The organism is Stieleria magnilauensis (assembly GCA_007753675.1).
In the GTDB taxonomy this organism is placed as follows: Bacteria; Planctomycetota; Planctomycetia; order Pirellulales; family Pirellulaceae; genus Stieleria; species Stieleria magnilauensis.
This window is the reverse complement of record CP036432.1, coordinates 6,150,451-6,170,903: the sequence shown is the minus strand read 5'-3', so window position 1 is coordinate 6,170,903 and position 20,453 is coordinate 6,150,451. Positions and strand designations below refer to the sequence as shown.

Annotated in this window: 7 protein-coding genes; 2 read left to right on the top strand and 5 right to left on the bottom strand. The window is 61.1% G+C overall.

The window, feature by feature from the left end; all coding sequences use genetic code 11:
* Positions 1-33: 33 nt before the first annotated feature.
* Complete coding sequence (locus TBK1r_RS22060) at positions 34-1,041, bottom strand: aldose 1-epimerase (RefSeq protein ID WP_145215516.1); 1,008 nt, start codon at positions 1,039-1,041, stop codon at positions 34-36.
* 325 nt (positions 1,042-1,366) lie between these two features.
* Here TBK1r_RS22060 and TBK1r_RS22055 point away from each other — a divergent pair, with 325 nt between their 5' ends.
* The gene (locus tag TBK1r_RS22055; RefSeq protein WP_145215513.1) at positions 1,367-2,818 is read left to right on the top strand and encodes a carotenoid oxygenase family protein; all 1,452 of its coding nucleotides are present in this window, start codon (positions 1,367-1,369) and stop codon (positions 2,816-2,818) included.
* Between the two features lie 147 nt (positions 2,819-2,965).
* On the opposite strand, the gene TBK1r_RS22050 is transcribed toward TBK1r_RS22055, so the two are convergent.
* The 4 genes from TBK1r_RS22050 to TBK1r_RS22035 form a co-directional block, all read right to left on the bottom strand.
* The gene (locus TBK1r_RS22050) at positions 2,966-11,017 is read right to left on the bottom strand and encodes a type I polyketide synthase (protein WP_145215509.1); all 8,052 of its coding nucleotides are present in this window, start codon (positions 11,015-11,017) and stop codon (positions 2,966-2,968) included.
* Between the two features lie 99 nt (positions 11,018-11,116).
* The gene (locus TBK1r_RS22045; RefSeq protein ID WP_145215507.1) at positions 11,117-11,881 is read right to left on the bottom strand and encodes an SDR family oxidoreductase; all 765 of its coding nucleotides are present in this window, start codon (positions 11,879-11,881) and stop codon (positions 11,117-11,119) included.
* A 64-nt stretch (positions 11,882-11,945) separates the two neighbouring features.
* Positions 11,946-12,737, bottom strand: a complete 792-nt coding sequence (locus tag TBK1r_RS22040) for a 4'-phosphopantetheinyl transferase superfamily protein (RefSeq protein ID WP_145215504.1) — start codon at positions 12,735-12,737, stop codon at positions 11,946-11,948.
* The gene (locus TBK1r_RS22035; protein ID WP_145215501.1) at positions 12,734-17,989 is read right to left on the bottom strand and encodes an aminotransferase class I/II-fold pyridoxal phosphate-dependent enzyme; all 5,256 of its coding nucleotides are present in this window, start codon (positions 17,987-17,989) and stop codon (positions 12,734-12,736) included. The genes TBK1r_RS22040 and TBK1r_RS22035 overlap by 4 nt, the downstream gene beginning before the upstream one ends.
* A gap of 212 nt (positions 17,990-18,201) precedes the next feature.
* Between TBK1r_RS22035 and TBK1r_RS22030 the strand changes: the two genes are divergently transcribed.
* Complete coding sequence (locus TBK1r_RS22030; protein ID WP_145215498.1) at positions 18,202-20,406, top strand: efflux RND transporter permease subunit; 2,205 nt, start codon at positions 18,202-18,204, stop codon at positions 20,404-20,406.
* Positions 20,407-20,453: the final 47 nt, after the last annotated feature.

The following is a 20,453-nucleotide window of genomic DNA, read 5'->3' as shown; positions in this document are numbered from 1 at the left end:
TCCAGCCGGCTGTGTCCAATCGCCCGCCATGATTCACTCGCCGAATCGGTATTCCACCCAACCGCTGAGGGTTTGGCCGGGCTGGCAGATCTGCAGGTGCGCTTCGCGGGTCTTGCCCGCCGCGTGCAGATTGTGCGCGTCGGTGCTGCAGGTCTGACTTTCCACTCCAAAATACGGTCGGTCCGGAGTCCAGACCACCAGGTGCGTGAACGCTTCGGATGCAGCGATGGTGATCTTTCGGTTCACGTCGCGATAGTCGATGACGGTGGGCTGATCCGGTTTCATGCCCCAGAACACGTCGTCAAACCTCGTTCCCTCAAGCGACATGAACTCGCCGAGCGGATAATCCAACTGGTCCTTGGGAACCAGCTCTCCCGATGGCAGTTGCTTGTCCGATTCCATCCAATGTGTCGCTGGGATTTTCAGGTACGTGTTTTCACGCCGGCCCTGGTAAACGAAATACGGATGCAAGGCAAATCCGAAGGGCACCGCGGCGGTGCCACCGGTGTTGTCAACCTTGTACGTCCAGCGGACCGCACCCTCGCGGACGGTCACGGTCAAGTAAAGCTGATGGGGAAACGGGAACTGCGAATGCAACGCGGTGCCGTCACCGAAATCGGCCGCGCAGGTGATCGCAGCATGCGTTGAATCGGAACTGGATCGGACGAATTGCCAAGCATGCCGATTGACCAGACCGTGAATGAAATTGCCACCCGCGTTGGGCTGGAAACGAACCGTTTTGCCGCCAAATTCGAACGCCGCACCCTTGACTCGATTCGGAGTCGGATACAGGACGGGATTTCCGAACCCGACGCCGGGCAGTTTGTCCAGCGACTCCGGTTGTCGCAGATACTCGACATCATCGACGCGTATCGAGTACGCGTTGGCGCCCGCGCCGGGAGAAAATTTGACCACCGTTGTTCCCTGCCGCAGCGTGAAAACCTGGGTTCCCGAGTCGTTGCCGATCGAGATTTCGCCCGCCGCGACGTTTGACGCGACGGCGTAAAAGGCGAAACAACAAAGAAGTGACCGGAGCATCATGATCGTGTCCGTGGGGGTTGAGCGATTGGATCAGGAGCCGATTTTAGTTCACCTGAGGACGTCGCATCATGGTTTGTCGTCTAATGATCCGTTGAGGACGCCAGATTCACATGGTGACAACGGAATGCACGCCTTTAATGTGGCCGAATTTGATCGGCACGGTAACATCAACGATCGTCGGGGCGACTTGAAAAACGACGCGCTGAATCGGACAATGAGTCGTGACATTTGGTTTTTTGAACAAAACGAGAATTCGTCTGTAACGATTCGCTCGACGGGCCCAATGTGACTTGGACTCGTCAACACCCCCACCGAATACCGTCAAATGTCCGAACCCGTCTCGACCGCATCGTCCTTTCCGACCCAAATGCCGAACGCTTATCTGTCCGGCGCACTTGCACCTACCCAGGACGAGATCGCAAGATCCGACTTGCCCGTAGTCGGTAAACTGCCTCGGGATCTCAACGGCATGTGGGTCCGCAACGGCCCCAACCCGATGTTCCCGCCGGCTTCGCACTACCATTGGTTTGACGGTGACGGCATGTTGCATGGCGTTCGCATCGAAGACGGAAAGGCGAGCTACCTGAATCGATTTGTTCGAACATCGTCATGGAAGAAGCAACAACAGAGCGGACGCAACCATTCGCCAAGTTATGTCAATGCTCGCCCGCTTGAACACCTGCAAACGCTCGCTCAGGGGGCTCGAAAGGGCGGCGCCGATTTTTTCAACAAAGCCAACACCTCGCTCGTCTGGCACCACGGCAAACTCTTCGCACTCTGGGAAGCAGGATCCCCTTATGAAATCCGCCCAGAAGACCTCGGGACGGTCGGCCCCGACAATTTTTTCGGGAAGCAACAGCATGCCGTGACCGCTCATCCAAAGATTGATCCTGTCACCGGCGAACTGTTGTTCTTCGGCAATTCGCTGCGTGGCAACAGTGTCCGATATGGAATCTTGGATCGCGCAGGCCGGCTGGTCCATCAGACGACGATCCCCGTCGGCAGAATTGTGATGATGCACGATTTTGCCATCACCCAACGCTATACGATCTTCTTCGATTTTCCGATGCTGGTGCGCCCACTGATGCCGCTTGTCGGAGGGGCGATGCTACGCTACCGGGCCGAACGCGGGGCTCGCATCGGCATCTTGCCCCGTTACGGCTCGGGCGACCAGTTGCGCTGGTTTGATGTCGAGCCGGGTTTTCTGTTTCACGTGTTAAACGCCTGGGAAAACGACGACACGTTGACGCTCTATGCTTGCCGATTCCCCGGTGCACCCGGCGTGTTGAATCGCTCGTCAACATCCCGCGACCAGTTGCAGCTCGATGCGTCCATGTATCGCTGGGTGATCGATATCAAGTCGGGCAGAGTCGTCGAGGGCGCTGTCGACGATCGACCCGCTGAATTCCCCCGCGTGGACGATGCTTTGGTTGGGGCGCCCTGTCGATACGGCTACGCAGCCTCGTTTCTCTCCAACGACGCTCCGGCATTGGTCAAATACGATCTGATCGCAAACACATCGCAGCGTCACGAATTTGCACCCAGTCAGCTTGCCGGTGAAGGCATCTTCGTGCCCCGACCGAACCAAGTCAGTGAAGACGACGGCTATCTGGTTTCGATGGTGCACGACGAAGCGGACGATCGATCCGAATTCGTGATTCTCGATTGCCGACGATTCGACAACGATCCCGTCATCGCTCGCATCCCGATGCCGCAACGTGTTCCGGCAGGATTCCACGGCGTGTGGTTGGACGGCCGCTCGTCTTCATCCGCGTGATCGGAGACGGGGCAACCACGTAGGGCATGCTGTGCATGCCAGCGGGCCATCAGCAAGTAGGGCATGCTGTGCATGCCAACGGGTCGTCAGGCACAGCCTGACCTACGCCGCCTGAAACAGTCGCTGCGACCTCAGAGCGATGGAGTGTCAATCGGCTGATTGGGCCCGATCGAGTGGGATCGTCGCAACAAGCACATTCGCGCGATAGTTTTCGATCTGCAGCACCGGACGTCCGTGTTGGTCCCAGACGTCGATGTTGAACGTCGCGTGTTTGTCGGTCGATTCGAGCGGGACGATCCGGGCTGTGACCTGCTCGCCGACCACGGGTGCCGCGAACATCCGCAATCGACGAATCGAATGCGGCAGTGCGATCGCCGTCCGATCAATCGTCCATTCATGAACTCCCGCCGAAAACACGCAGGTGTCGATCAGCACACAGGGCAGCATGATGCGATCGCCGCTATCGGCCGAAAGGAACTCCGCCGGGTCGGCAATTCTGATTTTCGCCCACGACTGCTGCTGCGAATAATAAAACTGTTCCAGCTGGCGATAGATCGGGCCGTGATACACCGACAATTTGTGATCCAGGTAATGGACCGGAATGTACGGGACATCGGGAAAGTCAACCGGTTCGTCCGCGCGATCATCGGGCTGGTCCGATCGGATGATGCAGTCGGCGTGGACACGATCTTTGCGGAGCACCTGTCCTTTGCGGTTTTTAAAATCGCTGAGCAATGAACAACGGACTTGGTCACCGGTTCGCTCGGCGCGGACACGAATTTCCTGACGCTGGTCGGTGAAAAACCGCATCGCTTCGGCAATGCGAAAGTTTTCGATCGTTGTCACTGCTCGGCCACCGGTCAGCAGACTCGCCGCTTCGGCACAGGCTTCCGCGGCGGCGACGAACGGCAAGATCGGTCGGCCTCGCAACAGGTGCTGACTGAGGAAGTTGTCATTGACCGGATCGACCACGTGCGAGGTCGTGATGCTGCCGCCAAGTTCATCATCTCCACACTGGACGCGGTCGATTATCGGGTAGGGGCTGAGGGACGCGACGTACTGGTCGGTGTAGTAGCGTTTGTAGCGTTCCCAATCCGTGATCAAGACCTCCGCTTCGGGGCAACCGCGTCGCAATTCGTCGATGAAGTGTCCAACGCCTTCTTCGACGGGCATGTACTTGGCGTCGATGAGCGTCTTGGCGAGTCGAGATTCGGGGCGCACGGCCATTCCGACTTCATCCCAAGAGGGCCAATGAAAGGCGACCGCATGAACCTCGGGACGCGTCTGGCGGAACCAGCTGACCAGTTTGCACAGCAGTTCGTTGGCCAAACAGTAATCGGTTTGCCCGACGCCACCGAAGCGACCCGAGATGGATGCAAACGCGGCAAAAAACTTCAAGTCGTCTTGTCGCGTCAATTCCATCAGTGAGATCGCGCCGTCGACTTTCGAGGTGATCGTCCGCTGCACCGACGAGAGATTCTTCTTGGTAAAGCTGGTCGCTTTTTCATAGCCCGCGCCGTGCACGATGCCGTCGATTGAACCGTCCGTTCGACGGATCAGGTCTAACAACTGTGCCAGCGCGCGATGGTCGCTGACGTCACAGGCGTGGTAGGTGACGTCCAGTCCCGACTCGGCGAAGTCGCGCAGGTTTCCGTCGATCTCCAAGGCCTTTTCCACGCGCGACCAGGCATCGATCGGGACCTCCCCCGCCTCGAGCGCCTTGCGAACGACTTCCGCACGTAAATGCTTTCGCTGGTCGGGGTCCAAGTTTCGCCAACCGTCGTCGATTTCCGGTAGGGGACTTGAACCGATCAGGTGCAGCTTGACGCCGAATTGCTGACCGATGGCTTTGGCAATCTTTGCGGTGACGCCTCGGGCGCCGCCGGTGATCACCCAGACCCGACCGAAATCCGCCGTGGTGGTGGGCAGTTGGTTGACGGGCAGAATCACGGGCGCGACGGCATGACGTTTGTCGCCGCGATAAGCGATCTCCGCCGTCCGTCCGGCTGCGGCGGCGGATTCGTCGATCAATCGAGCCGCCACAAAACCGGGATCGGCATCGGCATCAAAATCGACGACACGGGCTCGAAACGAAGTCTGTGCGGCGAAACCCATTTCGATCAACAGACCCTTGATCAGCCCTGTCGCGAATCCACCTTCGGGCGAGGTCACGCGGTCGTCGAAGCCCAACAGTCCGCCCAGACGGACACCGCCGACGATCGTTCCCTCGCCGACTAGCTGGTTGTCGTTCAACAGCTTCAGCCAACGCTGGCAGATTTGATACGGAACCAACATGCCGCTCTGTCGGCGTTGTTGCCAATGCTCCGTCGAGACACCCTGGGCGGCGTGTTCATCCCATGCCGTCAGCAAGAACAGGTTCGTCGGCACACCGCTGTGACAAAAGGTTTCCAGTTCGGACACGGCGGCGGTCACGTCGTCCAGCCGGCGCAGATGCAGACAACGCAGACCCGAACCTTGCAGCTTTTGGGCAAGTGTGTCGGCAGCGGCGTTGTCACCGAGTAACACGACGCCGCCGTGGAGTGCCGTCGCCGCCTCTGCCCGGCGAGCCGGCGGAACTTCGATACACCGCAATGCGAATCGATTGCAGACCTTGCCCGCATCATCGAGCGGTGATCGACCGTCGACACCGGTGGAGCGTTGCGAAAATTCTTTCCAGGAGATCACTCGGTCGGTTGTCGACTCTGGTTTTTTCCCGGCATTCGGCTTCGCGGCAGTATGTCGAGGTTGTCGCCCGCCCGGCTGCAGTCCGATCAATTCCTGCAAGTCGAGTTCGAAAAACTGATTCGCGTCCGCCCCGGTTTCGTGATTGCCCGGCGTTGCCCAGGCCCGTGCGGAACGGATATCAAACAGAACGCTGACCTGGTTGTCGACTCGCCGGATGGTGTTCATGGTCGCAAAGCGGACTTCCCGACCACGGCCTTCGTCGTACTGATCCCTCAACCATCGCTGCAGCATCGCGGTCGATGGAACCTCGTCGCCTTTCTGCCGCCACAGTGATTCGAGTCGTTGTTGACGCAACAGCGAGTGCTTGGGTGTGTCGATGACGGGCGGTAGCAGTTGGGCATGATTGCTGACCAGCCGATGGTCATTCAGCCGCTCGGATCGGAACGTTCCGCAATCGTATTCGACGTAGGCCGGATCGCTCCCGCACGCGTCTGAAACGCACATCCCCCAGCCGCCGGTGGTACGCGTGCGTCGCAGCATGTCGACGGCGTCGTCGACCGATTCGGCAGTTTCCAGAACGCGACGGATGACGATCGAGTGCAGCAGTCCGTCAAGCGTTTCGCTGCGGCGGGGCCGGTCCAACAACATCGAGCCGGTGATCACCAACCCGGCTGCATTGACGCCGTTGATCCCCAACACGTGGCCTGCGGCGGAGAACAGCACGTGCGGCAATCCATTGGTCGGTCGCCGGACTTGAACGCAGCGACGCATCGTGTCGCGAAGAAACAGCCCCAGCGGCATGTCTTCATTGGCCGCGTGCAGCCACTGTGTCTGGCGTGGTTGTCCGCCCGATCGTGATGGAGACGATGGTCGGCCGGCCAGGATTTGCGTGCAGCCGGCGCCGATCTCCGGATAAGCGTATAGGTTGTGTTCCAACAGCGCGTCGACGGGGACGCCCGCAGCGTCAGCCATCCCACGCATTTCCTCGGACGCCGATTCGTCGACCAGTTTGTCCAACATCGATTTGGCGAGCGACAGATCCGGCAGTGTTCTGCCCAACTTGCCCGTTGCAATCTCTTGGTAACGATCGAGCATGCGGCGTATCGCCACCGCCATGGCTTGACCGTGTGCGGCCCCCATCGCGCGAGGCGAACCCTCCAAGAACAAGAGCTGAAGCCCCGCTTCGGAATCTGGCGCCGGCGACGAAAGATCACTCCCGAAGCCCGGACGCAGGCGCGAACCGGCTGATGTCTGTTGATGATCAGCCGTTTGGCGCGAGCCTACGGGCCCATCGGATTCTGACGCCGGTGACGGAAGCTCACCCTCGGAGCCCGGACGCCGCAACCGTGTTTCCATGCCGTCCGATCCGCCGACCGGGACACCGGCGGCCCGCAATGCGGCGTCCAGCCGGGTCAGGGACTCACCCGGGTGACGCTTTCTGTGGTCCGTCGCAATCGACAACGATTCGTCGCCGACGATCTGCCCGACAATCTGTTCGTGCAGCCGTGTCAGAACCGGGTTGGGGCCGATTTCCACCAGCACGTTCACGCCTTCGCCGGCCAGTCGCCGGATCTGGTCGGTGTACAGCACCGGCTGCACCAACTGACGGACCAAGTTTTCGCGGATCGCGTCCGGTTCGGCGACGTAGCGGTTGTCGACACTGCTCAACAACGGAGTCCGCGGCGGGGCGATTTCCAGTTGGTCGAGGATCTGTCGAAACGCCGGTTGAATCGGTGCCATCAACGGTGTGTGATAGGGACGCGGCACGCCGAGGATTTTGGCGTGGACCCCGGCTTCGGCCATCCGCGTTTTCAAGCTCTCGATCACGCCACGACTGCCGGCGATGACGGTTTGTCGGTCGCTGTTGCAGTTCGCGACGAAGGCTTCGCCCGGATAGGCGTTGCAGTGTTGACTCGCCTCATTGCGATCCAAGTCGACTGCGAGCATCGCGCCGTCGATTTGTGTGGACTCGGTGATCAACCGACAACGATGAAACGTCGCCAACGCCGCGGTTCGGAAATCCCACGCACCGGCTGCGACCAATGCCGGGAACTCTCCATAGCTGTGTGCCGAAATGCGATCGGGCTTGATGCCCATCGCGTCGACCACTTCCATCAGGATCGAATCCGCGACTAGCAATGAAAGTTGGGTGCGCCAGACGTCCGTTCCGAGGCGATCCGCCTGGTCGACGACCAAGTCTCGATAACTCGGGTAGTCCAAGGATTGCAGGATGCCATCGATGCGTGCGGCGGCCGCGGCGGCAACGGGATTTTCCCAAACCAGATCCGTCAGCATGGACGGGTACTGCGATCCTTGACCTGGAAACAAGAACGCCACCATCGGTCGCCGCGTTCGTTCGACACAGTAGATGCCCTGGCTTTCAAACAGGGCAGCGCGTTTGGGGTCGCAGTGGCGGGAAACAAACAGCCCCGCGCGCTTGCGAAGTTCATCTTCAGATCGATAGACGATCGCCAGCCCGTGCCGGAGAGTGCGGTTGGAAGCAATGCTGTCGGAAACCGTGCGGTGCCGTGCGGCGGCCGAATCGACGGACCCGCCCGCGGCAATCTGTTTGGCGTTGTCGATCAGTTCGGACAGCGAGTCGGCTTCAGCGATCCAGCTTCGATAGCCGTGATCGGGATTGGACACAGAGCGAATCGTGTTGCCGCGACCGGATTGAGACGACGTGCTCGGGACGGGCTGTCCCCGCTCGATCACGACGTGACATGCCATGCCCCTGGCGTAGCAATTGAGTGCGGAAAAGACGCGGCCGGAGGGATCGACCAGCGGCAAGTCCTCGTTTGCAACAGGGAATTCACACCACGCTTGGTGGGACAAGGCGTCGATCGGCTGATCGGCAGGCAGACCGACCGGCGATTGAAGGTGCTTCAACGACAACGACGACTTGATCAGCGCAATCATTCCCGCTGCGCTGCCGGCGTGACCGAGTTGTCCCGCCAGCGAGCGCAGATGAAGTGGTCGCTCACGCTGCACAGCGTACGCCTCAGCGATCGCATGAAATTCGTCACGGTCTTCCTCGGCAACACCGCTGGCGGAAAGGTCGACGGCGGAGACTTGTTCGGGTGTGACCTCCGCTCCAGAAAGGGCGCGACCGATGGCCAGTCGCTGTGCGGTTTGTTGATCGTCGTGACGCGCGACACCGATCTCGCGGATCACCGACAGGATTTCGTCGCCGTCGGCTTTGGCGTCACTCAATTTCTTCAGCAACACGACCGCGACGCCTTCGGCCGGCGCCATGCCGTCGGAGTATTGATCGAGCGATCGGACACGACCGGACGGACTCAGCCGCGATGCCAGGCGAAGACATTCGAACGCATGGGGGCCGAGGTCACGCTGGGCTCCGGCAGCGATCACCATCTTGCACCCGCCCCGCAGCAAGAACCCTCGGGCTGTGTTGACCGCCATGATCGAAGAGTTGTCGCTGCTGTCGAGGGCGAACGCACCGCCCATCAGGTCATAGGTCTTGGTGATCCGCGAGGCCAACGAGCTGTTGCTGAATCCACCGGTTTCGTCCAACAAGGCCGGCATCCGCTCCAACAGCACCTCGGCAAATCGCTGCGACGTCTCGGCGATCTGCGCCGGTGGAACGCCTTTCTCGCTCAGCACCGTTTCGATCACCTCACGCAGCGCCGGCAACCGCAGCCCGACCAGCAGCTGAGAACTGGCCTCGCCGCCGACGAGATTGCCGACGATGACCGCGGTGTGCTCGTGGTCCAGCTTGGACTTGTATCCGGAGTCTTCGAGCGCTTGGGCGACCGTGTCCAGGATCATGAACTGAAGCGGGTCGGCGTTGGCGACCTGTTTCGGCGGAATGCGATGCCGTCGCCAATCGTATTGGTAATCTTGGATGAACCCGCCCACCCAACGCTTGGCTTCGTCCCCGTGGTCCAGACGGACATCCCAGCGATCGTCCGGCACGGGCACCTTGGGATCCTGCCCAGTCGACAGCAGATCCCAAAACTGAGCGATCGTTCGCGCACCGGGCGTCAGCAGCGCGGCGCCGACCACGGCGATCGACCGGTCGTCGGCGGACTGTTCGCCGGGCGATCGAAAACGCCTTGGCGTCGCGGTCGAGTGTTCTTCCAGAACGACGTGGACGTTCAATCCGCCAATGCCGAACGCGTTGACGCCTGCCCGCCGGGGGCTGCCCGGCGGCGGATCCGGCCAGGGGATCGCGGTCGTCGGCAGTTGAAACGGCGCAGCCGCCCAATCCACTTTCGGGTTCGGCTGACGCAAATTGATCACCGGAGGAATCATTCGGTGCTGCATCGCCAGAACCGTTTTGATCAGCCCGGCCAGTCCCGCGGCCTCCAGCGTATGGCCGATGTTGGCTTTCACGCTGCCGATCGGAATCTTTTGATTCAGTTCACTTTCGAAAGATTCGTTAAACGCCTCGGCCAAGCTGTTGATTTCGGTCGAATCACCGACCGGTGTCGAGGTCGCGTGGGCCTCGACATACTGAACCGAGCTCGGCGCCACGTCGGCCGAATAGGCGCGGCGGACGGCGGCGATTTGTCCTTCACGCCGCGGCGCCCACAGACTTTTGCCTTTGCCGTCGGAGGAAACACCGATGCCACGGATCACCGCACGAATGGGATCCTTGTCCGCCAAGGCACGTTCGAGCGTTTTGACCACCGCGACGACGTAGCCTTCCGCGGCGACCAGTCCGTCCGCGTCGGCATCAAACGGACGTGAACCGGTTCCGCTGACGGTCTGCGCTTGCGAAAACAAGATCAATGCGTCCAGCTTGCAATAAGACAGCCCGCCGATCACGGCCAAGTCGATGTCACCCATTTGTAGCGCATGGGCGCCGGCGGCCAGCGCGACCAGCGAAGAACTGCACGCCGCGTTGATCGACAAACAAGGACCGTCCAGCCCGAACGCTTTGGAGATCAGCCGCGACGCTTCGGAGCTTTCCAAAAACGGGCCGCCGCCGGGACGTCGCTCGGGCAGATCACGACGCACCCGATGAGCCATTTCCTCGACCAAGGCGGCTTGCTCGTGGGCGGACATTTGTGAAACGTAATCCGTTTGCCGAAGACAATCCATCGCCTGGGTGGCCATCACGCCGAGTGTCAATTCGCCGATCAAGTTGGAACCACGTTGATGGCCGACGTACACGCCACCGCGTGTCGACCCGGTGGCCTGCGGATCGAGGCCGGCATCGCGAATCGCCTGACCGGCGACCTGACACAAATCCAAATGCGAATGGTCCGCGTTGTCGATGTCGTGGTCTGAAAGACGAAACGGCTCGATCGGCGTCTTGCGGTTGCCGACGATGCCGCCGATTTTGGAGTACGTCTTGCCGAAGCGTCCGATTTCAGGGTCGTAGTAACGTCGTTGATCCAACCGCTCGGGAGGCAGTTCTGCGATCGCGCTGCGGCCTTCGATCATCAGCGACCAGTATTCATCCAAGTCGTCCGCGCCGGGCAAACGACAGGCCATTCCGATCACGGCAAGCGGCGTGTCAGAGTCTTGATGGTGGTGGACGTTCATGGTTCGGCTCGGCAGCGACTGGCACGCGGCGACTGGCACGTAGCAACTGGCACGCAGCGACTGGCACGCAGCGACTGGCACGCGGCGATGCGTGTGCGACTACACGTGTGCGGCGGCTCCCCCGTCAACGGTGATGGTTGTCGCTTGAATCAAATCGCTGATCGGGCTGGCCAAAAAGGCGACGGCATTGGCGACGTCGGAGGCCTCCAGCTGTCGTTTTCCCATCATGGTCTTGGCCGTTCGGGCGGCAAACATTTTTTCCGCCCCCGGGATGCGACGCGTCGAATCCGTTTCGACGAGCCCCGATTTAACCACGTTGACGTTGATGCGACGATCCCCCAGTTCCAACGCCAAGTGTCGCGTGATGCTTTCCAACGCCGCTTTCGATCCCCCGATCAAGCCGTACATGGGCAGCGCCATGTGGGATCCGTGACTGGAAATCGCGATGACTTTGCCGCGGTCCTGCGCCCTTTCCAACAGTGGCACGGCTGCTTTGACCAGGTGGATCAGGGCGAGCACGTTGGTGTTCATCGCCGCGGCGAAGTGTTTGGGGTTGGAGTCCAGCAAGTGGCGGAATCCGCCGGTCGCCGCGTTGCTGACCAAGATGTCCAGTTGTCCGATTTCTTGCTCGATGAATTCAAACATCGATTGAACATCGTCTTCTTCGCTGACGTCGGCGCGAACGATCCAGCATCGGCGGCCCAGCGATTGAACCTCTTTGGCGGTCGCCAACGCCTCGTTCTGCGACGTGACGTAATTGACGATCACGTCACAGCCCGCCTCGGCCAACTTGATCGCCACCGAGCGACCGATCCCACGCGAGCTTCCGGTGACCAAAGCGACTTTTTCTGTAAGATCAATCATGGTGTGTTCGTGGTGTGCTGCTCTGTGTCGATAACGGTGTCGCAGGTCTCGGCGTCTACGTCTCTCACACTGGCTCCCTTCTCCCCGACGAAGGTCGAATAGGGTTCAGTGTCACCCTCCTGGCAGGAGGGTCGAGCGAAGCGAGGGGAGGACTTTTGGAGAGTGAATTTGCAAAGGCAATCGCAATGATGGCGTCATCTCGCGTGTCGACGTGCACGTCCGCCATGCGTTGGGCTTCATCTTGAACCCGACATCCGTCAGCGTCGACATCGACGATCTGCAAACAACCCGGCCGAAACGATTCGCCTGCGTTGCAAGCCTTAAACGCCGCCTCTTTCGCAGCCCATCCCGCGGCAATCGGCCAGCGATGGTCTTGCAACAGGCGGCGCTCCGAGGTCGAGAACCAGGTCCGCGCAAAGCTGTCGGGCAGTTCAGTCCGATCGACCGCATCGACACCAATCCCAGGGGCATCGCGTCGATCCACTGACAGGCGACGCTGACCTGCGACGGCAACGGTGATCGACGCACAGTGGGCGAGCGACAGATCAATCGGTTGTTGAATCCCATTTCGAAAGACGGTGGGGCGGCAGCCTCGGCGCTTCGACACGCGTGAAACAATCTGCCACTCGAGCAGCGAGTCGGCCGTCTGGGAAAACATCTGGCACAGAAGTTGTTTCGCGCACCATCGTCCACTGATCCAGTCACGACGCCGACTCGGCGCTCGAAAGCAGTCCCGTTCCTCAAGCTCGGTTGGCGAAAGCCACGACTGCAGCACCGACGGCCACGGTGATGCGGACTCGCGTTGATGCAGCCGCATGCTGACCGACGTCGAACATTCTTCGCCACGACTGCTCATGCCTCAATTCCTACTTGGGCGGCGATGTAGTCAAAAACTTCTTGCAAGCTCGGGAAATCGTCCAGCGTCAGGTTTTCATCCGGCGTGATCTCAAAGTGCTGTCTCAGTTCTCCGAACAACTGCGCCTTCTTGATCGAATCGATCCCCAGGTCCGCTTCCATGTCGGCATCCATCTCGACGAACTCCGGAGGGTAGCCGGTCTGTTCGACGATGAAATTGATCAAGTAATCCTGCAAGTCCGTCTTCGTCCAATCGTGTTGCCCGGTCGACGTCGATGGTGTCCGCAGGCTTGCGTCAGACGGTTGATCGTCGGTTGGCATCCGCCGGTTCGCGGCCGCGTCCGATTCCCCCGATCGATCCCGATCCAACGGCATGGGGCTCTTGCCGGACAGGACCGATTGCCACTGGGCGATCGGAACGCTTTCGGATTGGACTTCTTTCAGATCTTCGGCCAGAGCATCAATTGTTCTGCGAATTTGTTCCTCGCTGTGCCGTGCGGTGATCATGAAACGCAACCGCGCCGCGTCGTTTTCCACCGCCGGATAGACGATCGGTTGGATATCGATGCCGCGGCTGAGCAAACGACGTGAGAGCAGCAGCGCGGTGTGCGAGTTTCCAACCATGATCGGAACGACCGGCGTGTCGCCCGCCGGGCCGGTATCCAACCCACGCTGCCTGGCCAGTTCGAGCAACAGCCGGGCGTTGCGTTGCAGTTTGGTAACCCGCTGGGGTTGTTGCTGCAACAGACGCAGCGCCGCCAAGGCCGCTCCGGCGCTGCCCGGTGAGAGAGCGACCGTGTAGATGAACCCGGGCGTGCTGAACTTGAGGTACTCGACCAGCTCGCGACTGCCGGCGACGAATCCTCCGCCACTGCCCAGCGCCTTGCTGAGCGTTCCGACCCACAAGTCGATCTCGCTCGGATCAAGATCGAAGAACTCGGGGCTGCCGCGACCCGTCGTACCCATCGTGCCGATGGCGTGGGCGTCATCGACCAACAGAAAAGCGTCGTGCCGTCGCTTGATGTCCAGAAACTTCGGCAAGTCCGGATGATCGCCGTCCATGCTGTAAGCGCCCTCGATCGCGATCAATGTGCGCCGATACTTGTGCCGAATTTGTTGCAATTGACGATCCAACGCCCCGCTGTCGTTGTGCGGAAAACTCAGCCGCTGTGCCCCCGACAGTTCGGCGCCTTGGATGATGCAGTTGTGGGCGAGCGAGTCGTGAATGATCAAATCGCCGGGGCCGAACAGATGCCCGATGATCGATTCGTTCGCGGCGTAGCCCGACGAAAAAACCAACGTCGCTTCGACGCCCAGGAACGTCGCCAATTCGTCTTCCAGTTCGCGGTGCAACGGTTTGCCCGCGATCAGGCGGCTTGCCGAAACACTGGTGCCGTAGCGATCGATCGCGTCTTTGGCGGCCGCCGAGACGATGGGGTCTCCGGACATTCCCAAGTAGTTGGAACTGCAGAACGTGACGACGGGTTTGCCGTCGACTCGCGTCGTGTCTTGGGTGACGCATTCGTGTTCGGCGAAATACGGCATCGACAGCCCCGCCAGGTCCAACAAATCCTTGGTGCGGCTGATCCGTTTGGCGTCGGGGATCAGATCCAGTGGTCGATCGTGTTGATCGTCCGTTGGAACGGCCGACGCATGATCGGGGCGGTCGGGTGTTGATCGATGGCTCGGATTGGGCGGCGGATCGGCTGCCCGCAAGCTCGCGCCATGCGGCGGATCGTCTGATAAGGTCCGGCGGTTCGCGGTGCTCTGCGCGCTCTCGATTAGATCGGGTGGCGCGACCGCGGTGGCAACGGAGTCGTGATTCGATTCGACGGGTAAAGTCGATGATCGATTCGATGTGGCGAGGTAGTCGAAGATATGCTGCAGCGTGGGGAAGTCGTCCAGCGTGAGGGATTCGTCAGGGGTGATCGAAAAATGTTCGCCCAGTTCGCCGAACATCTGAGCTTTTTTGATCGAATCGATTCCCAAATCCGCTTCCAAGTCCGCGTCCATCGCGACGAACTCCGGCGGATAGCCGGTTTGTTCGACGACAAAACGCGTCAAAAACTCTTTCAGTGCTTCGTCGGACAGACCCGCCGCCGCTGTGTCTGTCGCCGCAGACTCAACGTCGCTGTCGTAAGCCGGCGCTGAAGTGGTCGGCGCTGGGGCGACGCTCTGGCGAACGTCGCTGACGGCCACGGAAGCACGCGACGACGAACCCGACGTGGCGACGGACTGACGCATCGCCTTGTCTCGCATCGATTCCTTTCGGCGTTGCGTTGCGTCGACGATGGTGATGCCGTCGACGACGCGGGAATCGTACGAGGCGTCGGCGGTCACTGGGGCCTGGGGTTTGCTGGGAGCATGCACTTTCGCATCTCGTTGGAGAAGGATGTGATAGGCGGTTCGACGTTCGGCGTTGTGAACAGCGGTGACGAGGCGGCCGCTGTGGTCGGACGCTTCCAGCGGACGGGGCTGGGATGCGACGTCGAACAGCGGGGTGGATTCGATCAACGGCAACGCACGCGTCAGTCCGAACGTGGCCGTTGTTTTCAGTTGTTGAAGTTCCAGAGTCGACTTGATCAGCGCGGCGATCGCCGAGGCGGCTCCGAGGTGACCAGTTTGTGCCATCAGACAATCGAGGGAAATGGGACGTTGCCGGGCGAGTTCGGCGTAGGCGTGGTAGATCCCATCCAATTCCTCTGCGGTTCGCCGTTGACAGGCGACCGATGTGGTTTCGATCCGCGCGACGTCACCCGCTGCGAGTGATTGGCCCTGACGCGTCGTCCGCCGCAACGCGTCGTCGACCGCGCGTTCGGACGCGTCGGACGGGCTGTCGGCGGTGGCGACCCCCACCCCTTGGATGATACCCAAAACCTTGCGTTTTTGTCGTTTTGCGTCGGCCAGCCGCATCAACAGCAACGCCCCACAACCCTCCGCCGGCACCAACCCTCCGGACGCGGCGTCCAGCGGCGATCGGGGCGCCCCCTTGGCGAGCAGACCGGTCAACCCCAGCCGCTCCAGAAAGGTCGCACTGAGGTCTTCCTGCCCGCCGACGCAGACCATCATGTCGCAGGCACCGCTGGCGAGTTGATCGACGCAGCACATCAATGCCGCCGCGGACGAACAATTGCCGGCGTCGACGGCGACGCCCCCGCCCATCAGGTTGAACGATTTGGTGATTCGTGACGCCAGACTGCTGCTGGTAAAGCTGCCGGTTTCGTCCAGCAGCGCCGGCAGCGCCTGGATCAGCGTTTCGGCATACTGCCGGCTGACCGCTTCGCACTGCCGGGGATCGCACCCGAGCCGGCATAGCAAACGCGTCAGACGACGTTGGAATTCGGGCAATCGCAATCCCATCAGCAACTGGGTTGCGAACTCGCCGCCGAACGGCGAACCGACCACCACGCCGATGCGATCGGTCACTTCACGGTCTAATCCGGCTTCACTGAAGGCCTGGTCGACCGCATCCAAGATCATGAACTGCAGCGGGTTGGCGTGGGCGATCTGCTTGGGCGGAATCTTGTGCTTGCGCCAATCGTATTGAAATCCCCGCACGACCCCCGCCAGGTTGTTCAAGCAGTGCCAATGTCTGGGCTGGGAGGGATCGAGGTAGATCTCGGGATCGAGGCGATGCTGGGGGATCGGCCCCTTGGGGTCGTCTCCGCTGACCAACAACTTGGCAAACGCACCGACGTTCAACGCGCCTGGCAACACTGTGCCGCGTCCGATCACGGCGATGGCGTCACTGCAGGATGGCCCCGTGCGGTAGACGTTGTCGATGGGTTGCCGACGTTCGGTCGCTTGCGTGGCATCCACACCGGCATGCATCGCCGCCTGGGATCCGTCGCCGACGAACTGTTCCAGGACCACGTGGACATTCAAACCGCCGATGCCGAACGCGTTGACGGCGGCGCGACGCGGCATGCCATCGGCCGGCTCGGGCCAGTGCTCGGCTTGCATCGGCACATAGAAGGGCAGCGATCCCCAGTCGATCGACTGGTTCAACTGACGGACGTTGACCGCCGGTGCGATCGTCTGGTGACGCATGCAGAGCACGGCTTTGATCAGCCCCGCCAGACCAGCGGTCTCCAGCGTGTGACCGATATTCGCTTTGACGCTGCCGATCGGAATCCGACGGTCGGCCGGAAGTCTCAACGCCTCCGCCAACGCCGTGGCTTCCGTGGCATCACCGAGCTGAGTGGATGTGGCGTGCGCTTCGATGTATTGTAGATTTCCGATCTTCAGCTCATCGCCATAGGCCCGGCGGATGGCGACGATCTGGCCTTCCTTGCGCGGCGCCCACAGGCTCTTGCCTTTGCCATCGGACGAGACCCCGATGCCACGTATGACCCCGTGAATCCTATCGCCGTCGCGGACCGCCTGCTCAAGCGTTTTTAGGATCACCACCGCGTAGCCTTCGCCGACGACCAGACCGTCGGCATCCTCGTCGAACGGGCGGGACATCACGCTGCTCAGCGACTGAGCCTGGGAGAACATCACCAGGGTTTCGAAATGACAGACCGACGCCCCGCCGACCAGCGCCATCTCGATGCGACCCTGCTGCAATGCCAATACCGCGTGATGGAGAGCGCTCAGCGACGACGCACAGGCGGAATTGAACGTCATGCAGGGACCGCCCATCGCAAAAGTGTCCGCCAACATCGCGGAGGCCGCGTGTGGACCCAAGGTGGGACGCCCCTGTTCGTCTCGATGCGGCATGTCTCGACGCACTTCCGTGACCAGTTCGTCGATCACCCGCGCATGATCGACGTTCAACGCGCGAAACGATTCCACATCGCCGAGCAACCGAGCCGACTGTGCGATGCAAGTCCCATAGGCCAGATCGCCCGCCAAGCCGCTACTCCGGGAGTGTCCCAGGTAGACGCCGCCGCAGCGTCGCTCGGACGGGCAAAGTTCGACTCCGGCATCGTCCAAGGCCTCCGCCGCCACATCGCACAACGTCCGGTAAGCCACTTCGGGACAGGCATGAACCGATGCGGGTAGCGAGTCGAAGTGCCGGCCACGGGCGTTTTCATTGACCAAACACCCGATGTCGCAGTAGGAGCGATTGGGGATGCCCCTTCGCGGATCAAAGTACAGCGATCGGTCGAAACGAGCTTGTGGAAGCGGCCGAGCGGTCGCGACGCCATCGCGAATCACCCTCCAATAGCCGTCCAGATCATCGGCCCCTGGCAGCCGACACGCCATGCCGACCAACGCGATTGGCTTGATTGGCGACGACGTCTGCATGGGCTCTCGGTGTGTCTGCGAGCGAATTTGGCCTCCATAGTAATGGGGGGGCAGGTCGCGTCAATGAGAATTCTTGACGGCGCGTTGTAAGGTCACCGTCCGATCACCGTCCGCTCCTGCTCGAGCCAGCGACGCTAAAATCACGGGCGTACACGTCGTTTCATCGCCGCCGATGCGTTACACCGTCTCGTCCAGCCCCCTCCAGCCCCGCAATGCGTTTGACTCTTTTTCGTCGCAGTCTGATCGCGCTGGGGTTGATGCTCGTCCTCGCACCGCTCGTCGTCATCGGGGCCGGCCGCAGTTTGGAGGCGATGTTCAACTCGCCGGTCATGTGGATTCCGCCGGACAGCGAAGATCGGCGCCAGTTTTTCCAGTTCGTCAACGACTTTCGCACGCACGACGTCATCCTGGTCTCCTGGCAAGGCTGCACCGTCGACGACCCGCGGTTGGACCAGTTTGTCGCGGCGCTCTCGCACGCCGACGGCGGACACGCAAACGTCCACCCCGAGGCACTGTTTGATCGCGTGCTGTCCAGCCGTTCGTCGGTCGCCGCACTGCAATCGCCGCCGCTGGAACTGAGTCGTGAGCGCGCGATCGAGCGTCTCCGCGGGTCGTTGATCGGCCCCCGCGATGTGAGTTGCGCGATCGCGGTGTTGACGGCCAACGGGGCGGTCCGCCGCGATTCGGCTATCAACATGATCCGGTCCGTGTTGCAAAACGATCTCGAACTTTCCGCCGATGAGTATCACCTGGGGGGAACCCCGGTGATCGGCCAAGCGATCGATGACGCGAGTGTGGATTCAATGCTCTGGCTTTCGCTGCCGTCGACTGCAGTGATTGTTCTGCTGTGCTGTCTGTTCCTGCGTTCCTGGCGGATGATCTTGTTGGTTTTGGGCGTCGGGTTCTTCGGCGAACAACTGGCGCTCTCGCTGGTCCACTTCACCGGACGCAACATGAACGCGGTGTTCGTGGTGATGTCGCCGCTGGTGTTCGTTCTTTCCGCATCGACCGGCATTCATCTGTGCAACTACTACCGCGATGAAGTCAACGCGCACGGTGTGGACGGGGCGGCGGAACGGATGTTGAACATCGGTTGGAAACCGTGTCTGTTGTCAGCGACGACAACCGCCGCAGGACTGCTGTCCCTGTTGGTCAGCGAGATCTCGGCGGTGCGGCAATTCGCGTTGATCTCGGCGGGGTGTGTCTTGCTGACCACGCTGCTGATGCTGCTGACGCTTCCCGGCGTGCTTCAGCGTTGGCCCCAAGCCCGGCGGGACCGGTCAGGCTGGACGGGAACTTTGTTGGCCGCGTTGGCCTCCGTCGTGGTCCGGCGCCGTTCACTGGTTGCCGTCGCCGGCCTCTCGATCATGACGCTCGCGGCGCTGGGGCTGACCCGGTTGCGGACCACCGTCGAAGTGTTCGATCTGCTGACGGCCGACCATCCGGTCATCCAAGATCACCGTTGGTTGGAATCCGAGGTCGTACCGTTGATCCCGGTGGAGACGGTCGTCCGATTTGACGCTGCGTCGTCGTTGACGTTGTTCGATCGGCTGCGGCTGATCCGCGAGATCCATGCCTCCGCGGCCAGTCAACCGCCGGCTCGCGGCGCGACGTCGGCGCTGACGTTTTTGCCGTCGTTGCCGACATCCAACAGCTTGCGCGCTTCGCTGCGTCGGAGCGTGATCACGAAACGGTTCCAACGGGATCGCGTCCGGTTGGCGGAATTGGGTTACTTGCGCGAAACGGCGGACGCGCAGCTCTGGAGGATCACCACGCGTGTGCCGGCATTTGAACACGTCGACGCGTCGGCTTACCTATCGGATTTGGCCGCCGCCCACCAAGCCGTCATCGATCAAGGCTCGGTCGACCGGCTGGATGTCGCGGTGACGGTGACGGGCGTGATGCCGGTGATCGAGAGCGCTCAGCAAATGTTGCTCAGGGATTTGATCGGCAGTTTCTTCACGGCGATGTTGGTCATCGGTGTGGTTATCATCGTCGCGCTTGGCAGCCTGCGCCTCGGTCTGGTCGCGATGATTCCCAACGTGTTCCCGATTTGTGTGCTATTCGGTCTGATGGGATGGCTGGACCAGCCACTGGATATCGGAGTGATGATGACGGCCAGCGTCGCATTGGGAATCGCGGTCGACGACACCGTCCATTTCCTGCTTTATTGCCGTCGCGAAACGGCCAGCGGCACACCACCGGCAGATGCGGTCGCCAAAACGATCAAGCACTGCGGCAGCGCGATCACGCAAACCACGATCGTGTGTGGATTGGGATTGCTCGTGTTCGCACTCAGCGACTTTGAACCGACCCGTCGATTCGCCTGGATGATGTTCCTGCTACTGACCGCAGCCCTGGTCGCGGACTTGATGTTGTTGCCGGCACTGCTGTGTCGCCGTCACGCAAAAACCTAGCGATGAGTCGCTCAACCTCGTCGCTGCCGTCGCCAGAGGGCGGCCGT